This window comes from Acinetobacter sp. BHS4 (genome assembly GCF_018454425.1).
Lineage (GTDB): Bacteria > Pseudomonadota > Gammaproteobacteria > Pseudomonadales > Moraxellaceae > Acinetobacter > Acinetobacter pittii.
Genome location: NZ_CP075323.1, coordinates 2612517 through 2639274 on the forward strand (window position 1 = coordinate 2612517; position 26758 = coordinate 2639274).

The window sequence follows — 26758 nt, forward strand, 5'->3', positions numbered from 1 at the left end:
TAAGTTATATAAAAATTTAAGTTTAGTCCTTCTATTGAAGAATAAAGATAATTAAAATTGATTTAAAAAAATCATTCTTCTATTAAGACATTGCTATAGCATAAGAACTTTTGAACTATAGCCTTGATATGATGTGAAAGCATTACAGAATATTAACATCTTATGATCGATTTTTCTAATAAGTGATATATCACTGAAATTTGAACTAGGTCACATTAACGGATAAATTAATGTTTTACAACTAACCGAAATTCTAGTTATTCTTTGTTAGTATAGTAGGCGCTAACTTTTTAGGCTTTATATAAAAAAACCACCAGTTGGAGGAATGTAACTAAAATTTTCATATTTTATAATTTCGACTTAATCAAATATTTTAGTTTTTTCATTTCTCAAAAGGCAAGTATATATTAAATTCTAATTTTACTAATAAAGCACACATTCCTAATAATACTCCAATGATAATTACTAAAGCATCCAAAGCTATACTTCCAATTATTATCATTAAAACTGATGCTAACATCAATAAGAGGAAAACAACAACACCAACATTGTTATTCATGATTTATCCTAGAATAAAATAATAATTACGTAATTTACATGAATACAATTTATATACAATACTTATACAATATTGTTTTTTTCAAAATACGAAATATAAATAAACGGATTTTTCAATTTTAAAATTTTAGTTTTGTGATGCAATTATCATATTTAATAGGACAATGTGAAAAATTACATTAAAAATTAATATTAGTTTGACTACTGTTCTCTTATTCTCTTTTTTTTATTAAAGCAATATAGAGTATCCTTCTTTGAATTAAATATAAAATCCAAATACAAACCTGACTTCTATGTACCTTAGAATTTCTAATCTCGCTTGATAGCAATAAAATTGACGTCTTCGAGTATTATTACCTTGTATGATCAAACTCTGCCCAAAGATGGGTTAGAATTAAGCTATTTGGAGCACTGCTAAGCTGCAAAAAAAATTTTAAACTAACATTCTTGAATAAAAGTCAAATAAAATTTTTCGTCTCAGCAATATTATGTATTAAGACATTTAGAACAACAGTACCATTATAAAATTTGCGAGTGAATTTAAACGGTCCAAATATAAGTTTTAGAGCTTTCTCTCAACTATGAATTTCAAGTCATACACACTTAAGTCACTCCATATTTTTTTAAACTGAAATTTAGGAATTATGTAATCTAAAAAAAGTCCGCACCTTGGGGAAGGTACGGACTATAAACTGAATAACTACATAGGAAGTAGAATACCCGTTTAATATAAATAAATTTCACGTTTTTATCAAGTCATATATTAAACTAGTAACTTATAAAAACGTATTGGCAGACCTTTGTAAATCTATTTAATACAGTCATATAAAATTTAAAATAATTCTTTAATCGCATCTTTAGCAATCAAAATCCTTTGATAAAAAAATTACTTTGCTTTCTTCTACTTCGAAACAATTATCTTAGTTGATTTAAATACTCATTTAATAAATCCATTTACAATTAAAAGCTCTTGCAATAATCGATATTTAGCAGAGCTTCTTAAAGCTTATACAGTTTATCGTGGAAGATATCTTTTTGAACCTGTGCTATTAAGGCAGTAATGTCCACCTCTAGGCCCAACACAATAAGTTCCAGATGTGCAATAACAAGAGTTATTAGTCGTTTTACTATAACTTCTTGGAGTCCGTGTAGTAGTAGAACTTCTAGTTCTAGTATTATTATAGCTTTTTGATTCTCTTTGAGGAGTTGAGTAAACAGGCTGCCTGTTATCAAAACTCCCTTTTGAATATCTATAGGTGACTGGTGGAGTATAACAACCAGCAAAACTGCACAAATATTTAGTATCTATCCATTGTTGTCTATCCATATTTGGATTTAATAACGCCCATTCATCTTGGTACCAGAATACATAAACTTCACTTCCCCCTTTCAATTTAAAGATTTCTTTGCCATTTGGCATATCCTTGACTGGAGCGGTATCAACACTAATCCAATTTTTAACTGGATTAAACCTTTCAACTTTTTGCTGCGAAAAGTCTATGGACGGTATAGATACACATCCACTAATACCCAAAGTAATAACTAACCCTATTAAATAATTTTTCATTTTATTAACTTCTTAGAAAGAATAATTTTAATGCGAAGTAAACAATAAGCTACCTAATAAAAGCAACATATACTTTCATCTAATTTAAATACATAAAGAAAAATTAAAAACCCGCTTCTAAAAAGAAACGGGTCAAAAAACAAAAAACTTTCAGCGCAGTATTTAAATAAATCATACACTTCAATATATGTATTTACAATATACCTTAACTTTAAATTTTAAAAAATTTTTAATTAAAAAAACCCATCCCTTTTAAGAATGAGTTTAGTGAATTCCACTGAAACCTGAAATAGTAAGCATTCTATGCATACTAATTTTCAGTTTAATACCTTTAATTCGCATTGACAATTAGTTTAACGTCAACATTTGTAAGTAAAAAACTATTAAATTAATTTTTAGGTGTTCTTAAGATTTCTAAAACCTTTTTAGACATTTCGGGAAAATCTGAGCCATGAGGCAACCAGAATTGATAATTGATGTTGTCGCGGTTGAAAATCTGCTTGTAATACTCAGTTGTGAATGTTGGGTCTATAGCGAAAGCTTTTAATAATCTACCTTCTTTTTCTATCTTTTGCCCATCCAGCTCACCAACTACACAGATATTCATTTTATTTACCAGTTTTTAATCAGACTGGACTATAGCACGAAAGACAACCACCCGAAAAAGGAAGAAAATTTCTTAAACTATTTAGATAGCATATATGTCTGATTTTACTTGATCCCATAAATCAAGTATTTCATCTCTCATTTCGATTGGTTGTTTTCCAGAAATTATATAAAACGTTTTCACTTCTCCTTGGAAGCTTACTTGGGTTCTAAAGTACGACTCTGTTGGCCTTTGCATACCTGTTCTTGGTCCGTACTGCTTTGGAATACTTTCTAACTTCAAATCTGACTCGTCTTTCGACAAGAATTGTCCATGATGGCGACCACCAATAAATAAAGTCATACTTTCACCTAAAAATAATTAATATTTACCAACATACTAAACATAAAACAAAAAATCAAATTATTTTTATTTTTCAAATACTTAGTTCTCAATAGTAAATTATTTACTACCGAGAACTAAATCATCAAATTAATTAAAGAAAAAAGCCCCGCCAATAATCGATATTTAGCGGGGCCCTTTTGCGCCGTAATACGTCCGGCAAACGATAAAACTAGTTTTTAGGTGATCTAATGATATTTAGAACTTTCTCAGACATATCATGTAAGTCAGATCCAATTGGCAGCCAAAAATGATAGTTAATGTTGTCGCGGTTAAAAACTTGCTTGTAGTACTCAGTTTTAAAAGATGGGTCGATATCAGAAGCTTTTAGTAATCTGCCTTCTTTCTCTATCTTTTGCCCATCTAGTTCACCACCAACACAGATATTCATTTTAAGTACCAAATTCTAATTAGACTGGACTATAGCATAAATATAAACATGCTTAAGTGAGCATTCTTAAACGCTTAACATTTAGACAAGCATTCAATTTAGATGATTTATAATGTAACGACCATGTATTTAGGATGAAGACAGCTAATGTGTGGTGTAAATCTAACCATTAAATCAAAGGAACATTACTTAATGCAAAGAAAAGGGGCGCTTTTAACGATTGTACTGGTGGCGCTTGGTGCCCACCACCAGTACAACACAATATCAACTCTACAATTAATTAATATGGAGGTGACACAAACAAATAACTATCATTTCTAATAGAATTTCAGGTGGCGATGTTTGGCGACGAGCCACCTGATTTAATTTTAAATCATAATTGAAATCTAGCAAGTATAAAAACAAAAAGCCCATCAAACGATGAGCTTTAGATCAGTGAATTACTTATACTTCGTCCACTATATCAAAAATATGCCATAAAGCGTCTAGACAGTCAACAAGTCTAAATTATGCTTTTCTACTAATTGAGAAGCTTTTAAACGTTCAACAATTTTAATCATTAGATCATTGGCAGTTATAACGTCGATTCCTTCAAATGCTTTTAGTGTTAATTGCAATTTATTATTAATTACATTTGTAATTATTGATATTTTACCAAAATAATCAGGGTAGTATTTCAAAGTTTCATTAACTTTCTCCCGACTAACGCCTTCATATAGTTTTACAGTGTATGTTTTCATTTGAACCTCCATTTTGTCTTAATCTTTTATCATGACCTAATAAATAAAATCTAGCGCAACTCACCATAATTGCGACCTGAGCTTTAGATTGGTTTGTTTCTTGAGCAACCTTCAACAATCCTTTATTTTCAACCTTATTTTTAATTAAACAAATTAATGCAAACTTAGTTGTAAAATCTGTTTTATCAGAATTTAATAGACTTCGTAAAAGTGCTTGAATTTGATCCGCCTCATAATCACTGATCTCACATCGAATATAAGATTTACTTTTTTGTACTTCTTTGCCAGCTTCACGCATCAACCAGTAAATTTGATTGATATGAAGCCCATCTGGCAAATCACCCCCTTTCATTCTAACTGTTTCACACCATGCGCCAAACTGCTCTAACCAACCGTCAATAGTATATTTAGACCAATCCATTTGTTGTGTTTTTAAAACTGCACTCATTTTTCACCTACCAATTGCTCAATTTGTTTAATCGCCACGCCTGCTTTCACTTGCTCTGTGCTGAACCGTAAAACTGTAAAACCCATCATTGCTGCGGAGTTGTATTTCTCCATATCCCCTATATAGCCTTTGCCCCTTGTATGACGGCCTCCACTCCAGATCCCGCCTTCCACCTCAATCAAAATCTTTGTACCCGTTATTAAAAAATCTGCTCTCCATTTACGTTCAGGATGGAATTTATATTCCTGTTCAAAACTGATCTTGCATGCTTTTAAATGTGTTGCTAATACCGTCTCGCCTTCACTCGGCTGTCTTGTACCTTGCTTTGCTGAACGGCGCTTTTTATTTTTCTGAATAGGAAATAATTCACGATATTCAGCAAGACTCATTGATGACATTAAGCACCGCCCTTTAATAAGTGATCTAATTGATTAGCAATGCCGTTATAAACACGTGATTTATCTAGGTCACCCAAAAGCGTTAATGCATGGGCATCGTTTATAAATTTATCTCTTAACTTTGTTAAACCAGCTTTTAACTTGATTAAAGGATCTATCTCATTTCCATTAACTGCTTCGTGGTCTGCTATAGCCTCCTGAACTCTTTTTATATGAACAACAAAATCTTTATTACCTATTAAAAATTTGATCATTTTGAAATCATTGAAATCAGCAATAAATACTTTGCCTTTAGCAACTTCAACTCCACCAATTTGCTCTATTAGTTCCAACGATTGAACCAATTTTTTAAGGTCTAAAATCTTTGGGGTTACAACACCACCTACTTCAGCAGATCCAATAACAAATCGAGCCTTTTCGATTCCATGTTCCTTCATAAACTCAACTGCATTCATACATTCGCCCCATCAATTAGCTGAAGAATATTTCTAGGGATTGGCATACCCTCCCGACGGCACATCTCTGCGTATTCGTGTGGATTATCGAAAGGATCAGGGCCCAACTCTTTTATAAGCTCAGGCTCTTTTTCTTTTGCCTCAAGTTTTTGAACTGGTGCAGGTTTACGACCATTGATTTTTAATCTTTCCATCAATGATTTGAGATGCTTTTGAGCCTCGTCATTGCTCACAGGAACGTGTTTAGGTTCTTTGTGTTCTAGTTGTAGCGGTGGAGTGTAAAACTCTTGCTGACGGCCTTTTAACTGAGCTTTAGCAACCATCACGTTGTAGGTCCCGAAGAAATTATCTTGAGCTCCTCGCATTTGGCCGGCTTCGATCAAATACCTAACCTCGTCTAAGGCGTACTTAGTGATTTGGGTAATAACCACGGAACGGTCAGTTGTAAACTTACATGCGCGAGACCAAGCTTCTTCTGGAGACATCCAACTTTCACCGATACACCAGGTGCGAAACTCGGCAAATGACGGCATAAAGCGTCCACCTGCTGTAAGTAAACGACCAAGTGCGTTGTTAAATTGGTTTTGTTGAACGCCAACCAGTGTTTTAAGTGCGATTTGCTCAACCACTGACAGAGGAATTGCGCTTTCGCCTGTTGCTGGAAATTGCTTATTGAACTGAGCAGCGTAAACAGTGCGAAGAGAAGCGATTAATTGACGCACTTCGTTCAAGGTAATCTCATGCATGACCTACCTCCTCACTCACTAGAAACTTTTTTGAAGGGGTTACATCCACGATTTGAGACTGGTTTTGTTCTTCAAAAAGATTTGCGAAGTAACCCGGCTCTTGTGTTTTTTGCCCAACTGAAGTGATTTGCTCTTGCTTCTTGCGGTTAGCAGCAACTTGTTTCTCGTTGTTTTGAACCCAAGAGAACCACTTAACCAACCAGATGCTTGGTGTATTCAACGAGCTTGATTCGTTTGCAAAGTACCAGTCACCGAAATTTTGAATCATGGTTCTCAAGTCGATTTCAGGTACAGAAACAAATCTTTGTTGAGCAAGTGAGATGAAATCGTATTGAAACTCGCTGTATTCAGAAATGAATTCACGCATTGAGTAACGCTTGTGATCATCGATCTGATACTGAGCAAATTGGATTGGTGTAAATTGCGAATTTTCTTCACGCGCATTACTACTACTATCTATATATTGGTTATCGGTTAACGGTTTATGGTTAAGGTTTTTTTGGCTTTCACTTTCAGAACCCAAAATTAACCCACTGGGTTTTTGTGGGTTTTCAGAATTAACCGAGTCGCCTTCACTTTGGTTTTCTTTTGGTTTTTCCTTACGTGGACGCCCACCTTTCTTACCATTTTCACGATTTTTATCCCCTACTTTTTGATAAGCGGCGATTTCTGAATCACAACGTTTGTTGTGAAACCCGTCTTCCTCTTCCACAAAAAACTCTTGCAGCACAATTAATACTGCATCCCTTTCTTCTTGGGTATTTGCACGTAACCGACGAAAAACCGACTGGGTTTCTTTGGGTAATGGTTTTTCATTCAAATAATAAAAATCGAGAGCACGGCGATAAAAGCACTCTTCAACTGGGCTAAGGTGCGCTGTAGCAACCATAAAGTCGCTGATATGGTGGAGATATTTATACATCAGTGACTGCTCCTAATTTTACAAGACCGCGCATTTCCAACTGACGAATAATTCTTGGAGGAATAAATTCGTTGTTGATTTTGTAGCGAATACGAGACTTTTCTTTCACCTGAATTAGTTTGTGCCCATCCTTCATGAGACGGCGAACTGCTATAGCCTGCCCCCCCATATGGGTTAATTCTTCAAGTTGATAAAATCTTTCCTGAGCCTCAATTGCGGCATTCATAACTGAAAGTGGCATAGCTGCTAATTCTTTAGCCGAATAGATCTTTACTGGTTGTTCCAGTGGAATTACCACCTCTAGCGGTGTGGTGGAAACGGAAATATCCTGTTTTCTTCTTGCTGCATATCTCACTTTTCACCACCCTTTGGCTTAACATAGCCTCCAAAAGAATCAACCAAACACGCCTTGGTTAAGCTGGTTACAATCTGCTGTGCCAACCACTGCGTTATGCGAAATTGACGAGCCATAGCCTCTGAAAATTCAACTTTGGTTACCGCCGCATTATTTTCGTCATAACCTTTGTTACGTAAATTTTGCTTTTTCACCTCAAATAGGTGCCCAAGTACTCGCAATGCAGGCTCATAGAAAGATTGGATTTCACTTTGCTGGCGAGAATCTTTGATTTGGTGTGTAAAGCTGTTCATGACACCTCCGCTAATGCTTGCTCAGCGCTTGTTAGTCGGCGTTTGGCATTAAGTTCAGCAACTGTTGCTGTGCGGATTTCTTTTGAAGAAACCAGAATCAAATGATTCTCTGATTTGATGGTCCATAAACTAGTCAAAGTTTTATTTTTAACCTCAAATAAATCGTTTGATTTAAAACTTCGACACTCTTTAGTAAGCACTACAACGTCACCTATTAAAAAATCTGGTGAGTTGAGTTCGATTGGTTGTTCTGATAAATTGTTTGTGTTCATTTGATCCACCTCAATTGAATGCCTAACCACTCCTGTTACAGCAGGTAGTGGTTTTTTAATATCCAAGCTTTTCTTTTTGACCACTGATTTCGTCATGAAATAAGTCATCCACCGTTTCTATACGGTTCATCCAGCTTTTAGACATAACTAAAAGTGCAGCAACACGTTCTTTATCAATGCTCTGATAATCTTTAGGAACGACTTTTAAACCAAGTAAACTCAATAGCTCGCAAAACATTTCAATTTCATTCAAGCCATTGTTTTTCTTATCCGTTTTAAGCCGAGTAATAGTGCTTGGATCAACTTTTAATTGTTCAGCAATCTCTTTTTGATTGCTTATATCAAGACCATGCAATATGCGGGATACGCCATTTCTGGCGCTTGCAGATATATCAACTGATAATTTGCTCATGGTTAGGTCCTAAGCATTTGAAGTAGTTCGTTTGATTGGTTCTTTGCCATTTGCCAAATCTCTGATTTGGTATTCGCGAGCTAAAGGAATCTTTTCATTTGGCCACTGGTAAACAGCAGGTGGCTCAATTCCTAATAACTTTGCTAAGCCAACACCATTGACACCAAGCAACTCATAAGCTTCCTGTTTGGTCATTTGTGCAACCTCAAAAATAAGATTTCTTAGTATTAAAACAAAGATAACTTATTTTTGCAAGATGTAAGATAACTTATATGAAGAATCTAGAAACTATGGGTCAGCGTATTCGCGCCTTACGAAGAGAAAAGAAATTAACCCAAGGCGAGTTGGCAAAAATCGTCGGGGTTAGTGCGCCTAATGTCACTGGTTGGGAGAAAGATGCTTATGCTCCTAAAGCAGACCCATTAAGCAAAATGGCCGCTTATTTCGGAGTGTCGACTTCATATATAACTAATGGAGATGAAAGCGGACCTAAGTTGGATAGCACTGTTGCGCAATTGAAAGTTCTGGATATCGAAGCTTTTAAGAAAAAATACAATATTCCCGATAGCGAAGATGCTGTTAAATTTCTTGAATTACCTGTTAAACCATTCCCCACCCAAAAAAGATATGTTCCTGTTAAGGCTTATTCAAAGATGGGCATGGATGGCTATTTCACAGATATGGGTTATGAAGGCAATGCTGGAGATGGGTATGTTCCAACTCACTCAGCAGGACCAAGAGCCTATGGTATTAAAGGCACTGGCGACTCAATGTTTCCAGCTATCCGTAATGGATGGTATGTGGTTTGTGATCCAGATGCGGAACTCGTGCCGAATGAGTTTGTTCAGGTATGCTTGAAGGATGGAAGATGCACAATTAAAGAATTTGTTGGCATAAATGGCGGGGTTTTAAGCTTGCTTTCTGTGAATGGTGGTGAGCGATTTTTCTTTGAAATGGATGAGGTAGAAAGCATTACAGCTATTACTGACATCGTACCACCAAGTCAGCACAGACAAGAACATCCTTATTCGCATTAATCACAGGAAGACTTATGGACAATTCAAAACGACCAATCAACCAGATTATTGCTCGCATCAATGATGCTGCGAAACATGGTGAAGCTTTGGTGCTAACAGCCGAAGAAGTGAAGATCCTCTCAAAGGACATTGGTGATAAAGTCTTTATTCCAGTCCTTACAAATGAACAAGTAGTGCAGTTGGTAAAATAAGGAAAGCTTGGACAGAAAATTAAATAATAAAAAAAGACCGATGATAAGTCGGTCTTTCCATCCAAGGTTAGGAAGGTCTTGGATTGACTAATGTTGGCAGCATTAGCCTTTGCGCCCACCAATATCACAAGATAATTGATAAATTGAGAATAACATATGTTTGGAGAAATTCATGTTGCTTGATAGAGTTTTGCAATTGGAGTTGATGGAAAAAATGGCTTCAACCTACCCTTTAGCTTATGATTTTTCACATGAAGTGTACCAACTTGAAGACGAATCTAGGAAGAAGGTATTTGCAAATTTATATTATCTACAATCCCATGAATTATTAGAGCCTAAAAGTATATTTCTTCAGCTTGGCTTTGGAGCAATACAAAACTCAACATTCACACTTGGGTATACTCGCTTAACCCAAAAGGGTGCAGATTTCATGGCTAATGATGGAGGTTTATCTGCAATATTTGGAGTGGTGACAATAAAATTCGAAGCAGACCAATTTAAAACTTTATTAGAATCAAAAATCATGGCAACCGATTTACCGCCTGCTGATAAGCGCAAATTGATTGATGGGCTTCGATCGCTTTCTGGCGAGAGTATAAAACACCTGACAACGAAAATTGTGGATTTGGGCTGGGATAATCTAGGGACACTAATTCGGATAATTCAAAGCAGCCTGGCTTAGCAATTTGCTTAAACTTTAGGAAACCAATTGGCTTAGTGTAATCACCAACTGGCACATAAAACTCATCACCATCAAATGGAAAATTTTCAAAGTAAATTTGAGTTGAGTTTTGGAAAAGTCTGTTTTCAATAATTACTATATTTTCTAATTTCATAAACTTACCTATCGTGACCCGACACGATCCTTTAAAAACATATCGGGAGGAGTATTTCACGTGAGTAAAATTGTAAATATTAATTCTGAACTAATTAATTTCTATATTGTCTTAAACGATCATGCTCTTGAAATTGATCTTAAAAACAGTGATAGGATCTGCTATACAATGATGGATAGGGATACGATAAATAAATTCATATCATCAACAGACAAAGACCAATTTTATCTTGATAACATTAAGTCAAATAGAAACTTCCGCTCAGAAATTACACTTAAGAAGCACGCTTAGGAGTTGGGTGGTGACCTGCTAGTTTTTCTAACTTTTCAATGGCATCTGAAAAGAACTCGCGTCTCCACTCTAAATCTAATTCACCAGCATATAGCGCTTCTAGCACAATCAGCTTTAGCTCGCCTTCTAAAATTATTGGAGATTCATCCCAAATATCTAGGCGTGCACAACAACTGTTTCTTTTATTCTTAGCGATCATAACAAACTCCATCCAACCCACCCCGTGTGGGTTTTCTTTTGTCTATTAAAGCATAAAAGTAAGCTTTCTTAAATTAAAATAAGATTTCTTATTGACAATAAAACTAAGTTTTCTTATATTTATCTCGTAGACATCAAAAAAGCACACCGCCCCTCCCCAGGTCCGATGTGCTTTTGCAAACTGCGAGATCAATTATGAACGTAAAAGCTACCCCTTTCAACTCCTTTGCATTTGTCAGCATGGCTGCTCTTGCAATTTCTGGTGGTTCTTTAGTTGCTTGCCAATTGCAGCCAGCTTTCCAAGCAAAAGAAGCCCCTTCTCTATTTACCCCTAAGACTCAACCAAGTACTTACGGTGTCTTAACTGCCAAAATCACAGGTAAACATTCTGGCGTTGCCGTAATCAAATTAGATAGTTTCCGTTTAAACGTTAGCTTTGATTTTGAAGCTCATCCAGACAGTTACGGCGTTCCGGGTTCTGAATTCACTGCTGTTGAAATTACTCAACTCACAGTAAATGAAATTACTGATGTTAATGGTAAGTCATATAACGATTTCACCGAATTTGAAGACATCCGAAACATCAATGGCCTTCTAAAAGGCTTCATCGAACGTAACAAGTTGTTGGAGGCTTAAAGATGTCTAATTTCAAAAAACACCCTGATGGCTATAAGTCATATTTAGGCCGTGACAATACTGGGCTTTACTCTGTACGTATTGGATGGCAAGTATACGTCTCTAATGGTAATGGCTCAGTTCTTTACAAAGTTAAAGACGAAATTAAGACGCCTTTAGATGTTGAAAAGTTCAAAACTGAATATCCGAAAGTTTGGGAAGTATTAACTCAAGAGATCAGCTTTCAACGCTCTAAGCAACTAGCTAAAGATCTAGGCGGCTCACACATCCCTTCACCTGACCGTAAAGCTTATAAGCAAAAACGTGGCTTTACTGGTAGTAGATAGGAGAAAAATATTATGGCTTTAAACATTATTCGACCTTCTCAGCCAATCTTAGTAAATGCCATTAAAGTTTACTTCTATGGCGACCCAGGTATGCATAAAACAACCTTGGGCATGACTGCTGATAAACCACTTATTATCGATGCTGACAAAGGTGCTTACCGTACTGGGGCAAATCGCCGTGGTGATGTGGTAGTAGCTGAAACATGGCTTGATATAGCTAATATCACAGAGAACGACCTAGCTCCATACAATACAGTTGTTTTCGATACTATTGGCCGTGTCCTTGATCTGATTAAAGGTTACCTCGCAAGCAATCAAAAAAACACTAAAAGTGATGGTTCTTTAAAGCTGAACGTTCAAGGTGTTGCCAACAACATGTTTAGTTTATTCGTCAATAAACTAATTGGATTTGGCAAAGATGTCATTTTCATTGCTCATGCTACTGAAGATAAAAACGATACTTTGACTTTGGTTCGTCCAGATCTAGGCGGCAAAAACCGTCAAGAGATTTACCGGCTAGCTGATGCTATGGCCTATCTTGCAGAAGAAACTGATGCAAAAGGTAATACCAACAAAGTACTTAAGTTCAAAGGCGGCGAAGGTTTTCATACTAAAGATTCTGGTGCTTTAGGAAACATTATTGTTCCAGATCTACGCAAACCCGAGAACGCTAACTTTATGGCTAATTTAATTCAGCGTACTAAGGACCATTTAAACACCTTGACCCCTGAGCAGCAGGCAACTATGAAATTGCAGCAAGAATGGGAGCAATGGAATAAAGCATGTGAAGAGGCGCAGTACCCTTCTGATTTTAATGTATTGCTAGAAACATTAGATCAAAACCATCCACATATTAAAAACATGTGGGAATGCATGAAGCACTACGCAACTAACCTAGGATTCACCTACAACAAAGAAAAAAGGAAGTGGCTGGAACTGGAAGTTTTACCTTCAACTATTTCGGAAGAGCAGCGTGACGAACTTCAAAACTTTATTGCTGAACGTGGCCTAGATGTAAAAACGGTTTGTGAGCATTTAGGCATTGATGCCCTTATCCAAATTGAAGCAGCAAAACTTACAGCAGTTAAACAAGACATTGAAACATTAGCAAAAACGGGGATGACAGCATGAATAATTTACTAACAGCTTCAGAAGCTTTTGATGCTCTTCAAAATGGATTTACGGTTTTATGTAGACCAGTTGGTGACATGCTGGAGTTTTCGGAATTAGACCAATTCCCTGCAACCATCTTTGCTAAATCAGGCTATGAGTTTTGCATCAAACTTGAAACTATTGAATTAGCTGGTATTACCTTCACTAAACCATTGACAATTGATGAGTATAAAGCGGGTCAGGATGTTTTTGTAATTAATACATATTTACCTTCCATTTATATTGTTGGATTTAAAACCTCTGCACTCATTGAGGCTATTAATAGTGGTTTTGTGCAGCGTGATGCAGAAAATGCCAAGCTTCAATTAAAAGCTATTTCAAAAGCACTCGGTTATGAAATCACTGATGATCTTAGTGTTATTCGTCTTGGTGAGGAACCCAAAAAACAAAGAGGCAAAAAAACAAAAGCTGAAAAGACTAGTGAAGTTATTCCTGCAGAAACTCAGCCTGCAATTGTTATTACTGAACAAACTAATATCACCACTTCTGAGGACCAGTTAGTTCCAGATACTAATGACCCGACATTAGATCCTGAATATCAAAAAAACCTTGATACCCTTCTGCAACGAGTTAGGGAATCAAAAACTCCTGACGAAGTAAATGCTTTTTATCGCTATACACGTGCGTGGACTGATAAGCAAATGGAACCTCTTTTACTTGCTACTCATAAACGGCTTGAAGAGTTGGAAAAAGAAAAGGCTCCTTCAGGTGAACCACCTTCTTTAATGGTCCAGATCCAAAATGCACCAGACCTTACAACGTTAGATGCTTTGGAAATAGACGTGGCTGCACGAGATCCACAGATTCAACCGAAGCTTATGGGGTATATAAGAAAACGCCGCTTCGAGTTAGATAATCCTACATCTAATTCAACCCAAGAGCCTGATTCTGATTATCTATTAGGAGACGGTTACTAGAATGAAAGACCAATTCAAGAAAGTGAATAACAAGCACTTACTTGGTTTTACTAATTACTTGCACTTGCTGGGCTTTGTAATAGTCCAGCAAGGGTTAAACCAAGCAATGCTTTTAACGAAACATTATGCCGTACCAGTAGCTTGGCGCCGCATAACAATAGACTACAACAACCGGTTAAATAAACCCGCTCAGCAGCTTTATAAAGAGTTTGTTGAGTGGACTAAAGAAGAATATTTGAGGGCTCAAAAATGGAAGTAAGAATTAAGTCTGTAAATGGCCCCAGCCCTTTACCAGCAAATTTACAAATGGATGTTGTTTATAAAGCTGTTCGCATAGACGCCAATCGAATGAAAGTAACTTGTGATGATGGTCAAGTGATTACAACAAGCATTTCAAAATCTGGTTATTTAGGCGATTGGGGTGAGTGGGAAATATTAAATGAGGGCATAAAGGAATGAGTAAAGTTATTGGTGAAGTGAATCTAACACCTAATCGTATTGAAGGTACACCTGCTGAAGTAGCAGCACATATCTTTCAAAATATTATTTGCCCAAGTACTGAAGAGCTACTTAAAAACGATCCTGAAGCAGCAAAAGTTTTTGCATACCATATTTTTGGTTTGGCTTTGTCTCAGTTTGCAGAATTTCAATCCACTAAGAATTTTGAGAAAACTGTGAGCGTTACTCTGAATAACTTAGTGATGCGTTTGAAACAAGAACGCAATGAATTGAGGAACTGATTGATGAGTATTTTGGATAAAAACTATATCGTGACTATGCCAGACGAAAGCAAATGGGCTGTACCAGTTCGCATCATTGCTGAGAATCGCGCAAAGTATTATGCAGGTGTTGATGAAATATCTTTCGAAGAAAGTCTAATTACTGACACCGTCCCTCTCTTTGAATCTGATGACTATGAAATTCATGATTGGGCTGCAAACAATATGAATTGGAGAGATGTTAAAGAGCATGCCATCCAAATTGAAAGACCAGGCTTGGATTATGAGGATGGCTGGGTGAATGGAGAGTACGAAGTTAAAGCGGAAAGTAAGGAGAGATAAAGTGGATAAATATCTGACATCCAATAGTGTTTGTGAGATGTTTCATATTACTAAGCGCACTTTAAATCGCTGGGAAGAAAGAACCCCTTGGGGCATTCCTTTTCCTGCCCCTGCTTTTGATTCAGAAGGCGGAACAATGAAACGATATCTCACTTCTGATGTAATCGAATGGGAAAATGAATGCCAAAAGAAAGAACAGTTAAAGAAAGCAATATAAGTAATATAGAAGCTAACAATCAGCAAACTTGATGAAATTAGTCCAGATCAATGATTGTTAGCATATTTACGTTACTATATACTGTCCGCCGAATCACGGCTTGCTAGATAAACTCAGCAATTTCATTTATGTACATAATGGTGTACATATAATGAAACCAAGGAAGCAAGAATATACTTTTCCCGTTTAATTATAAGGGTTTAGGCGATATGGCATTAATCGTTCAAAAATATGGCGGTACTTCTATGGGTACCCCCGAGCGCATTTTAAATGTTGCTCGTCGTGTGAAGCGTTGGCATGATCACGGTCACAAGGTTGTTGTGGTCGTATCTGCAATGAGTGGTGAAACAAACCGCTTACTTGCTCTCGCTAAAGCCATTACCGAAACACCTGACCCACGTGAGTTAGACCAAATGGTTTCAACCGGTGAACAGGTGACGATTTCCATGTTAGCTATGGCACTTAATTCGATTGGTGTGGAAGCTAAATCCTATACCGGACGTCAAGTCGGTATTAAAACTGACAGTGCATTTACCAAGGCGCGTATCGAGTCTATTGATACAGATGTCATGACCAATGACCTAGATGCAGGCCGTGTTATTGTGGTTGCTGGTTTCCAAGGCTTTGATGCTAATGGAAATACCACAACACTAGGTCGAGGTGGTTCAGATACTTCTGGTGTTGCTCTTGCTGCTGCTTTAAAAGCTGACGAATGCCAGATTTACACTGATGTAGATGGTGTTTACACTACTGACCCTCGCGTTGCTCCTAAAGCCAAAAAAATCGACCGTATTTCTTTTGAAGAAATGCTAGAAATGGCATCATTAGGTTCTAAAGTTTTACAAATTCGCTCAGTAGAGTTTGCCGGGAAATATCAAGTTCCTTTACGTGTATTATCAAGCTTTGATAATGACGACGACGGCGTTTTTGACGACGAATTTAAAGAAAATGTTGGTACACTCATTACTACTGAGGCAGAAGATACTATGGAACAGCCAATTATTGCAGGTATTGCTTTTAACCGTGACGAAGCAAAATTAACGATTTTAGGTGTACCTGATGAACCAGGCATTGCTTCTAAAATCTTATCACCAGTAAGTGATGCCAATATCGAAGTCGATATGATAGTGCAAAATGTTGAAGAAGATGGCACAACAGATTTTACTTTCACTGTAAACCGTGTTGATTTAGCGAAAGCTGAAAAAATCTTAAACGAAACTGCTAAAAATATTGGCGCACGTGAAGTTTCAACACGTGATGACATCGTTAAAGTGTCTATCGTTGGTGTAGGTATGCGTTCACACGCAGGTGTAGCGAGCAAAATGTTCACTGCCCTTGCTGATGAAGGTATCAACATTCTTATGATTTCAACTTCTGAAATTAAAGTTTCTGTGATTATCGACGAGAAATACCTTGAACTTGCTGTTCGCTGCTTACATACCGCTTTTGGTTTGGATCGTGAACATGGTGAAAGCAGCGCCCGCGCTTAATTTTACCAACCGGTCAAGAATTCATTAAAAAATGTTTACTTGTCCGACAATAATCAAAGAAAACACAGAGCCGCTATAGTTTTTTTTATAGCGGCTCTGTTATATTAAACGGAAAGTTTTTTGGCAGAGATTATCAAAATATGACTTTGTTCTCATATTTCTGTTAGAATCTGACTGAAAACTGAGGTTGAGCTTTTTATTTGGGTACCAATATTGCAGTTTTAAGCGTTTAGCAAGGAGATAAACATGCTGATTCTGACCCGCCGTGTCGGGGAAACATTAATGATTGGGGATCAAGTCAGTGTTACTGTGCTTGGCGTCAAAGGAAACCAGGTTCGTATTGGTGTGAATGCACCAAAAGAGGTTTCTGTTCATCGCGAAGAAATTTATCAACGTATTCAACATGAACGTGCAATGCATGAACACCTTCAACATCTTGATCAAGATTATCAAGTTTCTTATGAAGATGATAATTATGCACAGAAAAACTTCAATCGTTAGTATGAAGTTGTTCTCTCCCTAATTAAAGCGACTTTATAGTCGCTTTAAATTTTTTAAGTGGTTGTATTTATAGACCTAAAGCACGTTTAACAGGTGCATAACTACGACGATGCTGATCAATCACGCCATGCACGGCAATCGCTTCAAAATGTGCTTTGGTTGGATATCCTTTATGTTTGGCAAAACCAAATAACGGATATTGCTGATCTAATTCCGCCATTTGTCGATCTCGTGTCACTTTTGCCAAGATACTTGCTGCACTAATTTCAGCATGGCTTGCGTCCCCACCAACAATAGCTTCACAAGGAATAATAATTCCTTTAGGAATTTGATTACCATCGACAATCACTTTTTGAGGTTGAGTTTTTAAGCCATCGACAGCGCGCTGCATAGCCAAAAAAGTTGCCTGTAAAATATTTAGCTCATCAATCTCAGCATGTGTTGCTTCAGCAATTGACCAAGCTAAGGCTTTTTCTTGTATTTCAATAAACAACTTTTCACGTTTCTTTTCAGTTAATTTTTTAGAATCATTTAATCCTAAAATTGGATTATTCGGATCTAAAATAACGGCTGCTGCCACAACCGAACCTACTAAAGGCCCCCGTCCCGCCTCATCTACACCAGCAATAAACATCAACTCACTACCTTTAAACAAAAGAGGCTGATCAATAGTAATCAGCCTTCTTTAACACATAATTTATTAATTACTTTTGTAAAGCTTCTGTCACACAAGCATTTACAGTTTTAGAAACCACTTGGTTTACGATTGTAGCACGTGTGTTTACATCAAGTGCAGCTGCAGCTAATTCTACTGCTGTCACACTGTTTGGAGCTTTTTCGCTCACACAACCACATACATTGGTTTGGATGCTATCACGTTGCTCAGCAGTCATATATTTTGTTGCTGTTTTCCAAGCCGCAACATTATTAATCTCTGTAATACATTTCGCATTTACAGCAACCTTTAACGCAGCAACGCCTAATTGTTGAGTTGTGGTTTGTGCAGAAGCAGCACCTGTACCAGTGCCTGTAGTTGTTGCGCATGCTGTTAAAGCTAAAACAACTGGTGCTAGAGCGAGCATCAATTTTTTCATCATTTTTTCCTTTGATTGAACGTTGGCAGCGCGTATTGTGCCTAAACTCAACTTTAGAAGAAACAAATAATTTGATGCATTTATGCAAACTATTTTGCCGAGCGAAATTCAGCTCATCAAATGCTTTTTTTTGGGGTAAAACGTTCTGTTTTTAGCACGCTCTGTCACATTTAAAACATTTCTCAAAATCTGTGCTTTCCCCTAAAATCACAAATCAAAACGACAAAAAAAGGGTCTTCTATGCCTGCTGCTTCATCTCAGTATTACACCCGTACCGCACAAATTCTGCATTGGGTGATGGCAATCATTTTCATCGCAGCATGGGCTATTGGTTTCTATAGTGGTAATTTTTTAAGTTATGATACTAGTACCATTAAAGGTGATGTCATTACGCTGCACAAAAATATTGCAACCACCATTATCTTTTTGGTGATTATCCGGATTTTATGGCGCTATACACATCCAGCTCCAAAATTACCTGACAGCATGTCTCCAATGATGAAAACTCTGGCTCACATTGGTCATCTATTCCTTTATGTGATTTTGGTGGCTTTACCTATCACTGGATGTCTATTTAGTTGGAGTGCAGACCATCCGGCTCCAGTTTTATATTTATTTGATATTCCACGTTTAGTTCAAAAAAATGATGAGCTTTTAGCTATCGTTAAACCTTTACATATTTATATTTCTTGGTTTGCAGGCTTGCTGATTGTTGGGCATGTACTAGCAGCTTTAAAACATCACTTTATTGATAAAGACAATATTTTAAATAGTATGACTAAACAACCTAAATAAATCTGATGTATAAAAAACCGCCTGAGATAGGCGGTTTTTTTTATTTAGATTTTTTGGATTTCTGCAATCCACTTTTGTTTCTCTTCATCTGAAATGAATGAAGCTTCAAAAGAATTAATTGCGAGTTGCTTCAACTCATCATTGTTTAAGTCTAAAGCTTGCTGAATGGCAAAGAAATTATCATTCATATATCCACCGAAATATGAAGGATCATCTGAGTTAACCGTCACGTGTACGCCTTTTTGTAAAAGACGGCGGATATTGTGATCTTTCATATCCTTAACAACACATAGCTTTAAATTACTTAAAGGACAAACCGTTAATGGCATTTTTTCATTAATTAAACGCGCCATTAATTGTTTGTCTTCTTCAGAACGTACACCATGATCAATACGGTTCACTTTGAGTAGATCTAAAGCTTCCCATACATATTCAGGAGGACCTTCTTCCCCAGCGTGAGCCACGATTAAGAAGCCTTCTTCACTCGCCTTAGCAAAAACACGTTCAAATTTAGCTGGTGGATGCCCTACTTCACTTGAATCAAGGCCTACAGCAATAATATCTTGCTTAAACGGCAACGCTTGCTCAAGCGTTTCAAATGCAGCTTCTTCACTTAAATGACGTAAGAAACACATAATCAATTGAGAGCTGATACCAAACTTAGCTTTAGCATCTGCACACGCACGTTTTAAACCATTAATCACAGTTGAGAATGCAACACCACGGTCTGTATGGGTTTGCGGGTCGAAGAACATTTCTGTATGAACGACATGATCTTCGGCACATTTCTCAAAATAGGCCCACGCTAAATCATAAAAGTCTTGTTCATGTACAAGAACATTCGCGCCAGCATAGTAAATATCTAAGAATGATTGAAGATTATGAAAGTTATAAGCTTGCTTTACTTCTTCAACAGATTTGTAAGGAATCTGAATCTGATTGCGCTGGGCAATTGCAAACATTAATTCAGGTTCGAAAGTCCCTTCAATATGCACATGCAATTCGGCTTTTGGTAAGGCGCGAATCAGCTCGACTTGATTCATATTAACTCCACGTCTAAAGAAAAAAGGGTGTGGTCAAAATCACACCCTTTTATAATTTTCTTCTTATTGAAAACTATGTCTAAGATAGCTCAAGAAGAAAATTATAAAAAATCATATTAACCGCCAAACGCGATAAATTTAAATACCCAAAGCGCAGCAATAATCCATACCATGTACGGTACAGTTTTTGCCTTACCCGTGAATAATTTAACTAATGCATAGCTAATAAAGCCCATTGCAATACCATCAGCAATTGAATAGGTGAATGGCATAAATACAATGGTTAAAAATGCTGGAACAGCTTCAGTAATATCATCCCAATCAATGTGAGTGATCCCTTGGATCATCAACACACCAATGAACAATAAAGCTGGCGCCGTTGCAAAACCTGGTACAGATTGAGCAAGAGGTGCTAAAAATAAACAGCAGATAAATAAGACTGCAACTACAACAGCTGTTAAACCAGTACGTCCGCCTGCTGCTACACCTGAAGCTGATTCGATATATGGTGTAGTTGAAGATGTACCTAATGCAGCACCTGCAACGATTGCAGTAGAGTCTGCAAATAATGCTTTCTTCAAACGAGGTAATTTACCGTCTTGTAAAAGACCTGCACGGTGCGAAACACCAACCAAAGTCCCTGTACTGTCAAATAAATCGACAATAAAGAATACGAAAATGACGCCGACCATACTTGCTGTAAATAGACCTTCAAAGTCCATTTGCATGAATGTTGGTGCAATTGAAGGAATTTGACCCACTACACCCTTAAATTCATTTAAACCTAAAGCAGTAGCGATGGCCGTAACCACTAAAATACTAATAATGATTGCACCACGAACTTTTAATTGGTGTAAAACCACAATCATTAAAAATCCGAATAGCGCTAATAATACTGTAGGCTGTTTAATATCGCCCAAACCGACTAATGTCGCTTGGTTATCAACAATGATTCCAGCATTTTTTAGTGCAATCAGTGCTAGGAACAAACCAATACCACCGCCGATTGCAAACTTAAGTGACATTGGAATCGCATTAACAATCGCTTCACGAATTTTAAAGAAGCTAATTGCAAGAAAGACAAGGCCTGAAACAAAAACAGCGGCTAAAGCTGTTTGCCATGGCACGCCCATTCCCATACAAACCGAATAGGTAAAGTAAGCGTTTAAACCCATACCAGGGGCCAGTGCGATTGGATAATTAGCAATGATCCCCATTACTAAACATCCGATTGCTGCTGCCAAACAGGTCGCAACGAATACGGCACCATGATCCATGCCGGTTTCAGATAAAATGAGTGGATTGACAATAATGATGTAACACATCGTTAGGAATGTAGTTACACCAGCAAGAACTTCAGTTCGGAAAGTGGTTTTATTGTCGCTTAGCTTAAATAAACGCTCTAACCAGCCTGCCGAAGAATTGGGCGCCGCCATAAGTAGCCTCTATGCAAAATCTGAACTGTGGAATATTTACGTCTATGTAGGTCTCTGAACAATATTGTTTTTCTGTTCAGTCCTATAAACAAGAATCTCAAATTTAAGAAGCAACAAATATGCCACTCATTTGATTTCTAGCTTTATATAGCAAACAACCACAGCCCCTCTTGAAACACAAAAAAGCTGCATAACCCCTATGCAGCTTTTTTACTATACGTTCAATAAGTTTAACAGATTCAACAGAAACATGATCAAAATTTATGAAAAGATATGACCAATGACACTGTAAAAAGTTAGAAATTTATAGCTCGTTATTGCTAGAAAATAATTTTTTTCTCGCCTATATATTGTTGCATATGAAAAGAAGCTAAATTGCTGTGATGAGCATGATTCGGATTTCGTTCGATACTTTGCAGGTTTTTTTCAGCTTCTTGTATGATCTGCATTAGCTCTTGATGTCTTTTATTTTGAGTATCTAAATAAGCCCAATACCCTAATACAAAGACGATACCCACACACAACACTATTAATACTTTATTGATCATTATTATTATCTCTATGTTTTTAATGTTAATGATCTTAACAAAAAATTATAGCTTTGTGAATATTTTCACATTTATTTACAATAACACACTCTTATTCAAATTATTGAAAATAAAAGTTATTTTAAAAATATCATGAAAAAACCTAATAAATACTAAACTTTTCCATTGAAAAGTAACTTTATTTAATAAGAGCTTATTTTAGTTATTTTTAATATTATCTTTTTATCGGTTTTAACTCTTAAGTTATTTTAAAGATAGAGCATAGACAAATGTGTATATGGCTTGAAATTTGTTTTTATTTGCTAAGCTTTAAATGAGATAAAAAGGAGCTATTTTCGTTAATGTACTTTTCTTTAAAATTGTTTCTTTAGCGACTAATTTCTATATTGCGTGTTTAGCATGGAAAGTAAAAATTCATCTCAAAGAAATCTTCATCTTATTTAAAAAATATTTTTTCTCCGTTGACTCTATTGGTTGACTAGCAAAATTACGTCCAAGTTTCATCGTTCTATAAATCGCACCAAGCTTTCTATTTTCCTAGCTTCATTCCAATAAACGCTACGATAAACTGTACTCAGATAAAAAATTAAATCAGGAGAATACATCATGTTTGATATGCGTTTATCTCACGAGCGTGGTGCAGCACATCATGGTTGGTTACAATCAAAACATAGCTTTTCATTTGCTAACTATTGGGATCCTAAACAAGTTGGTTTTTCGGATCTGCTTGTAATTAACGATGATAACGTTGCTCCATCTAAAGGCTTTGGTACTCACCCTCACCGTAATATGGAAATTATTTCCTATGTACTTGAAGGTGCATTAGAGCATAAAGACTCGATGGGTACAGGCTCTGTGATTGTGCCGGGTGACATTCAGCTGATGAGTGCAGGTCGTGGTGTTGCTCATAGTGAATTTAACCACTCAGCTCAAGAAGGCGTTCATTTCTTGCAAATTTGGGTTGTTCCAAATGAAGTGAATACAGAGCCAGACTATCAACAAGTTCATATTGATGAAGCAGACAAACGCGGTAAATTGCATTTGATCATCTCACCGAAAGGTGGCGAGAAAACTTTATCGATCAAACAAGACATTAATATTTACTCAGGTCTTTTTGATGGTGAAGAAACTGCTGACTTTGTGATTCCTGATGGTCGTTATGTGTACCTACACGTTGCTAAAGGTCGTGTTGATGTAAATGGTAAAACCTTTAACACCGGCGATGCTGCACGTATTCGTGAAGGTGGAAGCTTATCGTTTACCAATGGTGATAACGCCGAAATTTTGATTTTCGATATGCGTCCTGAAGAAGTTCCAACCATGCCATAAGATCAATTAAGCCCTCACATAAACTTTTATGTGAGGGCTTTTTATCGTTACTTGGACTTATAAAAATTCTATCTCAGCTCAGTGCTCTTCTGAACGAGCCATCTCTGTATTGATATAGCTCATGATCATAGTAGTTAGCCCCTGCACCATTTCATCAAAACTAATATAAGGGTTGGGCAAAATAAGATGCCGTGCGACATTAAAAATTCCACTATTAATACAGATATAGGTAATTACAGGCAAATTATTGATTTTTAGGTATTTTGGATTATGCATCATATATTTCATGATGACTTCCATTAAAGCCTGTTCAATTTTGGGAATGTATTTGTCGTACTGCAACTCTCCTGCATAACGTAAAACAGTCAAATAACGGTCATTATTTTTCTTTAATAAATCACTAAAAGTATAAAAAATCATTTCAATAACAGGCTCTAACTCCAACTGTAAAATTGTCGGTGTAAGCTCTGTAATCATGTCCAGAATTTCGCGAACAAAAAAGTGATTCATTGCATCATAAATTTCTTCTTTATTTTTAAAATATTCGTATAAAGACCCGACACTCACTCCTGCAATTTCTGCAATATGACGTGTCGTGGTTCCACTCGGTCCATGAAGTGCCACGGCTATAAAACCTGCTTCAATAATCGTGTCGACAGTGACTTTAGCTCGAGTTTGACGTGGTTTACGCGTAGTCATACGATCTAATTAATAATCCGAACATAAAGTCAGATTAGCATGTAATCTGACTTGGTAGAAATAAAAAAACAAAATCCGAATAGTTGTCAAACTTAATCAGAAAAACTGAGAAAAACAGATCTCAACTTATCAATCAATCGATGCTTTTATTTACTATTTTCCGAGATCAAAAACAAATTTAATCTGTTATATTTCAAAAACATAAATCAAATTTATTTAAAATTATTATTACAAAGAATGTCTATAAAATACTTTTATATATTTAAAAATTTACCCGAATTGAATCCGAACATAATGTCAGATTAATATGAAAAAATTAAAGAAGACTCTTTAAGCAGCTCTTTTGTCTGCCTCGGTTCTTCTTCCGTTATTCAGCCAAATAATCAAACAAATAACGGAGCAACAACACCGTAGTCAATACAGAGAATTATCTGTTTTTGAAAATGGAATTTTACAGTGCTTTGTTGATCATTGAGTTTATTAATTTTCATCAAAATGCACCACTACTTTGCCTCAGGGTGTCGCCATGATCTCGACCGCAGTTAAAAAATCATTCAACAAACTTAAATTTCAGCGTGAAATTGAGCTACCAGATTTTGCTAGCAAAAGCTCAATTCCAATCAGACATTTAAATATTGGTTTTGATGGTAAAGAAATTGATGTCAGATTCTATATGGACAATCAATTTGCTACTTTGTTTTTTGCCACACTTTCGGTGTTTTTAACTTACGGTGAAGATCTGGTGATTGAAACCGCTCGCCATCACCGTGAGTTTATTAAAGATCCAATATTAAAGCAGCGAGTAACGTCGTTGATTGGCCAAGAAGCAATTCATTCTAAATTGCACAATGAATATAACGATGCCCTTCAAGATGCTGAATATCCTGTTGCACTATATCGCTTTCTTGGCTCAAACTTCTTTAAGTATGTTTTCTTAAAGTTTCCACAGCCACTCAAATTATCAATGATGGCAGGTATTGAGCATTTTACTGCGGTACTTGCTGAATACATGATGAAGCACGAAAAGAACTTCTATTATTCAGATGACGAAAAAAGCCGTGCATTGTGGATGTGGCATATGCTTGAAGAATCTGAGCATAAAGATATTGCCTACGATGTCTATCAACTTTTAAATGGTAGTTATGCACTACGCGCGTCTGGTTTCTTCCTCGCGTTATTTACCATTTTAGGTTTAATCCCTGCGACTACATTATTTGTGCCTGTTTTAAGAAAGCCACAAGAGATGCTGACCTTGAAATTCTGGAAAGATGCTCGTCGCGGTGTAGGCTTAATCTTTGGTCCAAAAGATGGAGTTTTCGGCAGTACGATTGGTCAAATTCTTGACTACTTACGCCCAGATTTTCATCCAAATGATCATGATACGACTGAATATCTTGAGTATTACAAAAAGAAATTGCTGACCGAAGGCGGCGCAATTGCTCCTTACTTTGTTAAAGAATTTACCCCACCAGTACGCATGTCTTAATCGTCCTGCATTTCCAGCTATCGAATAGGTAGCTGGTATCTCTTCAAGCTATTTATGGATGAATCATGATTTTATTTGGCAAAAAGAAAGTTAAACCAAGCCAAAAAGCTTATGCTGTAGTGACGGGTGCAGGCAGTGGGATTGGTAGAAGTTTTGCAATTGAACTTGCGAAACGTGGTGGCAGCGTAGTGTGTGCAGATATTAATCTGGAAGCTGCTGAAGAAACAGTAAAACTTCTTGAACAAGAAGGTGCAAAAGCTTTTGCTATGCGCTGTGATGTGGGTAATGCTGAACAGGTTAACCATCTTGCTGAAACTGCTGAAATCTTACTTGGGCATCCTGTGACTCTTGTCATTAATAATGCTGGAGTAGGTTTAGGCGGTAAATTTGACGAACTCAGCCTAGAAGACTGGAACTGGGTCATGAATATTAACCTTTGGGGAGTTATTCATGGTTGTCATGCATTTGTTCCCAAGTTTAAAAAGTTAGGTTACGGCGCGATTATTAATGTGGCATCTGCGGCATCTTACACGGCTGCCCCAGAAATGACTGCTTATAACGTGACTAAAGCGGGTGTGCGTGCGCTTTCAGAAACGCTTTCTGCCGAACTGCGTAAGTTTAACATTAAGGTGAACGTGCTCTGCCCGACGCTGGTACCTACCAATATCATTAAAAATGGTCGAATTCCGGGGCGCTATTCAAAGCTGGCAGACCATGCACTGATGAACTATGCGCTCACCACAAGTGATGATGTTGCAAGATTAACCCTTAATCGCCTTGATCAGGATGAGATGTATACCATTCCTCAAATTGATGCGAAGTTATTCTGGCTCATGAAACGCGCATCCCCAAGCTTGTATACCAAGTTCCTTGGTACATCGTACAAATTATTTAAATAAGAAATTTATA

41 protein-coding genes are annotated in these 26758 nt (G+C 36.7%); 18 read left to right on the plus strand and 23 right to left on the minus strand.

Annotation, left to right across the window (positions count from 1 at the left end):
* Positions 1-382 precede the first annotated feature (382 nt).
* The 16 genes from KIP84_RS12575 to KIP84_RS12650 form a co-directional block, all read right to left on the minus strand.
* Positions 383-559: a hypothetical protein gene (locus KIP84_RS12575; protein WP_213688644.1), complete on the minus strand. Its 177-nt coding sequence runs from the start codon at positions 557-559 to the stop codon at positions 383-385.
* Between the two features lie 1014 nt (positions 560-1573).
* Positions 1574-2125, minus strand: a complete 552-nt coding sequence (locus KIP84_RS12580; protein ID WP_004793740.1) for a hypothetical protein — start codon at positions 2123-2125, stop codon at positions 1574-1576.
* A gap of 388 nt (positions 2126-2513) precedes the next feature.
* Entirely contained in the window at positions 2514-2732 is a 219-nt protein-coding gene (locus KIP84_RS12585) for a hypothetical protein (protein WP_213688645.1), read from the minus strand.
* An 81-nt stretch (positions 2733-2813) separates the two neighbouring features.
* Positions 2814-3074 carry a hypothetical protein gene (locus KIP84_RS12590; RefSeq protein WP_000171851.1) on the minus strand — a complete coding sequence of 87 codons (261 nt, stop codon included), beginning with the start codon at positions 3072-3074 and terminating at the stop codon, positions 2814-2816.
* A gap of 211 nt (positions 3075-3285) precedes the next feature.
* Positions 3286-3504 (minus strand): hypothetical protein, encoded by a 219-nt coding sequence (locus KIP84_RS12595; protein WP_001017700.1) that lies wholly within the window; start codon positions 3502-3504, stop codon positions 3286-3288.
* 485 nt (positions 3505-3989) lie between these two features.
* Positions 3990-4244 (minus strand): hypothetical protein, encoded by a 255-nt coding sequence (locus KIP84_RS12600; protein WP_000861102.1) that lies wholly within the window; start codon positions 4242-4244, stop codon positions 3990-3992.
* Entirely contained in the window at positions 4216-4692 is a 477-nt protein-coding gene (locus KIP84_RS12605) for a hypothetical protein (RefSeq protein WP_001277128.1), read from the minus strand. Before KIP84_RS12605 ends, KIP84_RS12600 begins: the two co-directional genes overlap by 29 nt.
* The gene (locus KIP84_RS12610) at positions 4689-5090 is read right to left on the minus strand and encodes a DUF559 domain-containing protein (RefSeq protein WP_000097329.1); all 402 of its coding nucleotides are present in this window, start codon (positions 5088-5090) and stop codon (positions 4689-4691) included. Before KIP84_RS12610 ends, KIP84_RS12605 begins: the two co-directional genes overlap by 4 nt.
* The gene (locus tag KIP84_RS12615) at positions 5090-5545 is read right to left on the minus strand and encodes a hypothetical protein (protein WP_005124477.1); all 456 of its coding nucleotides are present in this window, start codon (positions 5543-5545) and stop codon (positions 5090-5092) included. Before KIP84_RS12615 ends, KIP84_RS12610 begins: the two co-directional genes overlap by 1 nt.
* Complete coding sequence (locus tag KIP84_RS12620) at positions 5542-6291, minus strand: hypothetical protein (protein ID WP_213688646.1); 750 nt, start codon at positions 6289-6291, stop codon at positions 5542-5544. The genes KIP84_RS12615 and KIP84_RS12620 overlap by 4 nt, the downstream gene beginning before the upstream one ends.
* The gene (locus tag KIP84_RS12625) at positions 6284-7213 is read right to left on the minus strand and encodes a DUF1376 domain-containing protein (RefSeq protein WP_000280082.1); all 930 of its coding nucleotides are present in this window, start codon (positions 7211-7213) and stop codon (positions 6284-6286) included. The genes KIP84_RS12620 and KIP84_RS12625 overlap by 8 nt, the downstream gene beginning before the upstream one ends.
* The gene (locus tag KIP84_RS12630) at positions 7206-7568 is read right to left on the minus strand and encodes a hypothetical protein (protein WP_032068932.1); all 363 of its coding nucleotides are present in this window, start codon (positions 7566-7568) and stop codon (positions 7206-7208) included. The genes KIP84_RS12625 and KIP84_RS12630 overlap by 8 nt, the downstream gene beginning before the upstream one ends.
* Entirely contained in the window at positions 7565-7861 is a 297-nt protein-coding gene (locus KIP84_RS12635) for a hypothetical protein (RefSeq protein ID WP_002059544.1), read from the minus strand. The genes KIP84_RS12630 and KIP84_RS12635 overlap by 4 nt, the downstream gene beginning before the upstream one ends.
* Positions 7858-8133 carry a hypothetical protein gene (locus KIP84_RS12640; protein ID WP_002054973.1) on the minus strand — a complete coding sequence of 92 codons (276 nt, stop codon included), beginning with the start codon at positions 8131-8133 and terminating at the stop codon, positions 7858-7860. Before KIP84_RS12640 ends, KIP84_RS12635 begins: the two co-directional genes overlap by 4 nt.
* Before the next feature lie 55 nt (positions 8134-8188).
* Positions 8189-8545: a hypothetical protein gene (locus KIP84_RS12645; protein ID WP_000041063.1), complete on the minus strand. Its 357-nt coding sequence runs from the start codon at positions 8543-8545 to the stop codon at positions 8189-8191.
* A gap of 9 nt (positions 8546-8554) precedes the next feature.
* Complete coding sequence (locus tag KIP84_RS12650) at positions 8555-8740, minus strand: Cro/CI family transcriptional regulator (protein ID WP_000165919.1); 186 nt, start codon at positions 8738-8740, stop codon at positions 8555-8557.
* 77 nt (positions 8741-8817) lie between these two features.
* Between KIP84_RS12650 and KIP84_RS12655 the strand changes: the two genes are divergently transcribed.
* The 3 genes from KIP84_RS12655 to KIP84_RS12665 all read left to right on the plus strand — a co-directional run bounded on the left by KIP84_RS12655 (position 8818) and on the right by KIP84_RS12665 (position 10455).
* Positions 8818-9582 carry a LexA family transcriptional regulator gene (locus KIP84_RS12655; RefSeq protein ID WP_213688647.1) on the plus strand — a complete coding sequence of 255 codons (765 nt, stop codon included), beginning with the start codon at positions 8818-8820 and terminating at the stop codon, positions 9580-9582.
* A gap of 14 nt (positions 9583-9596) precedes the next feature.
* Positions 9597-9773, plus strand: coding sequence for a hypothetical protein (locus KIP84_RS12660; RefSeq protein ID WP_000370480.1), 177 nt, complete (start codon positions 9597-9599; stop codon positions 9771-9773).
* 172 nt (positions 9774-9945) lie between these two features.
* Positions 9946-10455, plus strand: coding sequence for a hypothetical protein (locus KIP84_RS12665; protein ID WP_000923285.1), 510 nt, complete (start codon positions 9946-9948; stop codon positions 10453-10455).
* A 428-nt stretch (positions 10456-10883) separates the two neighbouring features.
* Here the strand turns inward: KIP84_RS12665 and KIP84_RS12670 are convergent, their stop codons facing one another.
* Complete coding sequence (locus KIP84_RS12670) at positions 10884-11099, minus strand: hypothetical protein (RefSeq protein WP_000560785.1); 216 nt, start codon at positions 11097-11099, stop codon at positions 10884-10886.
* 194 nt (positions 11100-11293) lie between these two features.
* Here KIP84_RS12670 and KIP84_RS12675 point away from each other — a divergent pair, with 194 nt between their 5' ends.
* The 11 genes from KIP84_RS12675 (at position 11294) to csrA (ending at position 17419) form a co-directional block, all read left to right on the plus strand.
* A complete protein-coding gene (locus KIP84_RS12675; protein ID WP_031985107.1) occupies positions 11294-11734 on the plus strand; it encodes a hypothetical protein in 441 nt (146 codons plus the stop codon).
* 2 nt (positions 11735-11736) lie between these two features.
* Complete coding sequence (locus KIP84_RS12680) at positions 11737-12060, plus strand: hypothetical protein (protein WP_213688648.1); 324 nt, start codon at positions 11737-11739, stop codon at positions 12058-12060.
* A gap of 12 nt (positions 12061-12072) precedes the next feature.
* Positions 12073-13191, plus strand: coding sequence for an ATP-binding protein (locus tag KIP84_RS12685; RefSeq protein WP_213688649.1), 1119 nt, complete (start codon positions 12073-12075; stop codon positions 13189-13191).
* Positions 13188-14150 carry a hypothetical protein gene (locus KIP84_RS12690; protein ID WP_213688650.1) on the plus strand — a complete coding sequence of 321 codons (963 nt, stop codon included), beginning with the start codon at positions 13188-13190 and terminating at the stop codon, positions 14148-14150. Before KIP84_RS12685 ends, KIP84_RS12690 begins: the two co-directional genes overlap by 4 nt.
* A 1-nt stretch (position 14151) precedes the next feature.
* Positions 14152-14409, plus strand: coding sequence for a hypothetical protein (locus KIP84_RS12695; RefSeq protein ID WP_000654796.1), 258 nt, complete (start codon positions 14152-14154; stop codon positions 14407-14409).
* The gene (locus KIP84_RS12700) at positions 14400-14609 is read left to right on the plus strand and encodes a hypothetical protein (protein WP_078224784.1); all 210 of its coding nucleotides are present in this window, start codon (positions 14400-14402) and stop codon (positions 14607-14609) included. Before KIP84_RS12695 ends, KIP84_RS12700 begins: the two co-directional genes overlap by 10 nt.
* A complete protein-coding gene (locus KIP84_RS12705) occupies positions 14606-14890 on the plus strand; it encodes a hypothetical protein (protein ID WP_213688651.1) in 285 nt (94 codons plus the stop codon). Before KIP84_RS12700 ends, KIP84_RS12705 begins: the two co-directional genes overlap by 4 nt.
* 3 nt (positions 14891-14893) lie before the next feature.
* Positions 14894-15211, plus strand: coding sequence for a hypothetical protein (locus tag KIP84_RS12710; protein WP_213688652.1), 318 nt, complete (start codon positions 14894-14896; stop codon positions 15209-15211).
* A 1-nt stretch (position 15212) separates the two neighbouring features.
* On the plus strand, positions 15213-15428 hold the full coding sequence (locus KIP84_RS12715) for a hypothetical protein (protein WP_213688653.1): 216 nt from the start codon (positions 15213-15215) through the stop codon (positions 15426-15428).
* A gap of 209 nt (positions 15429-15637) precedes the next feature.
* Positions 15638-16918: an aspartate kinase gene (locus tag KIP84_RS12720; RefSeq protein WP_002115333.1), complete on the plus strand. Its 1281-nt coding sequence runs from the start codon at positions 15638-15640 to the stop codon at positions 16916-16918.
* Between the two features lie 246 nt (positions 16919-17164).
* Complete coding sequence (gene csrA, locus KIP84_RS12725; RefSeq protein WP_000906487.1) at positions 17165-17419, plus strand: carbon storage regulator CsrA; 255 nt, start codon at positions 17165-17167, stop codon at positions 17417-17419.
* Between the two features lie 67 nt (positions 17420-17486).
* Here the strand turns inward: csrA and rnhB are convergent, their stop codons facing one another.
* Both rnhB and KIP84_RS12735 read right to left on the minus strand, forming a co-directional pair.
* A complete protein-coding gene (gene rnhB / locus KIP84_RS12730) occupies positions 17487-18053 on the minus strand; it encodes a ribonuclease HII (RefSeq protein ID WP_002163155.1) in 567 nt (188 codons plus the stop codon).
* A gap of 70 nt (positions 18054-18123) precedes the next feature.
* The gene (locus tag KIP84_RS12735) at positions 18124-18513 is read right to left on the minus strand and encodes a hypothetical protein (RefSeq protein WP_213688654.1); all 390 of its coding nucleotides are present in this window, start codon (positions 18511-18513) and stop codon (positions 18124-18126) included.
* Positions 18514-18753: 240 nt separating this feature from the next.
* Between KIP84_RS12735 and KIP84_RS12740 the strand changes: the two genes are divergently transcribed.
* Positions 18754-19308, plus strand: coding sequence for a cytochrome b (locus KIP84_RS12740; protein WP_206218435.1), 555 nt, complete (start codon positions 18754-18756; stop codon positions 19306-19308).
* A gap of 44 nt (positions 19309-19352) precedes the next feature.
* Here the strand turns inward: KIP84_RS12740 and KIP84_RS12745 are convergent, their stop codons facing one another.
* The 3 genes from KIP84_RS12745 to KIP84_RS12755 all read right to left on the minus strand — a co-directional run bounded on the left by KIP84_RS12745 (position 19353) and on the right by KIP84_RS12755 (position 22335).
* Complete coding sequence (locus KIP84_RS12745; protein ID WP_213688655.1) at positions 19353-20351, minus strand: adenosine deaminase; 999 nt, start codon at positions 20349-20351, stop codon at positions 19353-19355.
* A gap of 116 nt (positions 20352-20467) precedes the next feature.
* Positions 20468-21787: an NCS2 family permease gene (locus KIP84_RS12750; protein ID WP_005070381.1), complete on the minus strand. Its 1320-nt coding sequence runs from the start codon at positions 21785-21787 to the stop codon at positions 20468-20470.
* A gap of 320 nt (positions 21788-22107) precedes the next feature.
* Positions 22108-22335: a hypothetical protein gene (locus KIP84_RS12755; protein WP_002163179.1), complete on the minus strand. Its 228-nt coding sequence runs from the start codon at positions 22333-22335 to the stop codon at positions 22108-22110.
* Positions 22336-22941: 606 nt separating this feature from the next.
* Here KIP84_RS12755 and KIP84_RS12760 point away from each other — a divergent pair.
* Complete coding sequence (locus KIP84_RS12760; RefSeq protein ID WP_017399397.1) at positions 22942-23664, plus strand: pirin family protein; 723 nt, start codon at positions 22942-22944, stop codon at positions 23662-23664.
* A 78-nt stretch (positions 23665-23742) separates the two neighbouring features.
* Here the strand turns inward: KIP84_RS12760 and KIP84_RS12765 are convergent, their stop codons facing one another.
* Entirely contained in the window at positions 23743-24363 is a 621-nt protein-coding gene (locus KIP84_RS12765; RefSeq protein WP_002163161.1) for a TetR/AcrR family transcriptional regulator, read from the minus strand.
* A gap of 526 nt (positions 24364-24889) precedes the next feature.
* On the opposite strand from KIP84_RS12765, the gene KIP84_RS12770 reads away from it, so the two are divergent.
* Positions 24890-25849 (plus strand): metal-dependent hydrolase, encoded by a 960-nt coding sequence (locus tag KIP84_RS12770; RefSeq protein ID WP_005070390.1) that lies wholly within the window; start codon positions 24890-24892, stop codon positions 25847-25849.
* A gap of 65 nt (positions 25850-25914) precedes the next feature.
* The gene (locus KIP84_RS12775; protein WP_017386375.1) at positions 25915-26748 is read left to right on the plus strand and encodes an SDR family NAD(P)-dependent oxidoreductase; all 834 of its coding nucleotides are present in this window, start codon (positions 25915-25917) and stop codon (positions 26746-26748) included.
* Positions 26749-26758 lie beyond the last annotated feature (10 nt).